The 1,352-nt window shown below is 74.0% G+C and carries 1 protein-coding gene and 1 pseudogene; both read right to left on the bottom strand.

The genetic code is table 11. The features are described 5' to 3' along the window. Positions 1-147 precede the first annotated feature (147 nt). Positions 148-1,152: a flagellar motor switch protein FliG gene (gene fliG / locus ABD067_RS14190; protein WP_343895965.1), complete on the bottom strand. Its 1,005-nt coding sequence runs from the start codon at positions 1,150-1,152 to the stop codon at positions 148-150. Beyond that, positions 1,149-1,352: pseudogene (locus ABD067_RS14185) on the bottom strand (hypothetical protein); the annotation flags it as partial. The gene fliG and the pseudogene ABD067_RS14185, both read right to left, overlap by 4 nt.

The following is a 1,352-nucleotide window of genomic DNA, read 5'->3' as shown; positions in this document are numbered from 1 at the left end:
CGGCCGCCGCGGCCGGCGGTTCCGGAGGGGGAGGCGCGTCGAAATCCACGACCCGGAGCCCGCCGCCGCGGTGCGCCGGCGTCGCGGCGGGGCGGCGCGCGAGCAGCGCCAGGCCGCCGCCCCATTCGTGCGGAACCGTGGCGCCGCTCACTGCAACATCTCCTCTTCGCGCGTGTCCTTAAGGGCGAGCTGGCCCTGCGCCGCCATGTCTTTGGCCAGCAGCACGATCGCCGCCTGCGCCTCGTCCACGTCGCGCAGCCGGACCGGACCGAGCGCCGCTATGTCGTCGCGCAGCAGCTTGGCCGCACGTTCCGTCATGTTGCGGAGGAACAGCTCGCGCAGGCCCTCGGAAGCGCCCTTCAGCGCCAGCGCCAACCGGTCCCTCTCCACCGCGCGCAGCAGCGCCTGGACGCCTGGGCCGTCCACCCGGTGCAGGTCCTCGAAGGTGAACATCAGGGCGCGGACGCGCTCGGCGTCCGTGCGGTCGCGCTCTTCCAGCGCGGCGAGCAGGCGCTGCTCGGCATGGCGGTCGAGGTTGTTGAAGATCTCGGCCATCGCCTCGTGCGCGTCGCGCCGCTGGGAGCGCGCGAGGCTCGACATGAAGTCGGCCTGGAGGGTGCGCTCCACCCCGTCCAGCGCCTCCTTCTGGACGGCCTCCATGCGGAGCATCCGCATGACGACCTCCATGGCGAAGCCCTCCGGCAAGAGGGCCAGCACCCGCGCGGCGTGGCCGGGCTTCACCTTGGACAGCACCACGGCGACCGTTTGCGGGTACTCGTTCTTCAGGTAGTTCGCCAGCACGGCCTCGGGGACGTTGCCGAGCTTCTCCCACATGGTCCGCCCGGCCGGGCCGCGGATCTCCTCCATGATCTGGTCCACGCGCTCGCGCGGCAGGACCTTGAGGAGCAGCCGCTCCGTGCTCTCCATGCTGCCGAAAAGGTGGCCGGCGCGGCCCAGCGCCTCGCCGAACTCGCGGCAGACCTCCTCCACGGCGGCGGCGGGGACGGCGCCGAGCGACGCCATGGCGGCGGAGAGGTCGCGCACCTCGTCCCCGTGCAGCTTGCCGACCAGCGCCGCGGCCTGCTCCTCGCCCAGCGCCAGCACCAGGGCGGCCGCCTTTTGCGGACCCGTGAGCCTCGCCGCCGCGCTCACGACACGCCCCCGGCCGCGTCCTGCGGCGTCAACCAGCGGCGCAGCACGGCCAGCGCCTCGCCCGGGTGCTTCTCCACCAACTCCGCCACCGCGTTCAGCGACGACGCCCGCATCTGCCCCTGCACGTTCGGGAGGGCCACGAGCGCGTCGGGCTGGCCCAGCACCGGGGCGGCGTCCTCGCCGGCGACGGCGGCGGCGGC

Source organism: Craurococcus roseus, from assembly GCF_039523795.1.
GTDB lineage: Bacteria > Pseudomonadota > Alphaproteobacteria > Acetobacterales > Acetobacteraceae > Craurococcus > Craurococcus roseus.
Note: the sequence above shows the minus strand (reverse complement) of the source record. Positions and strands in the feature narration are given on the sequence as shown.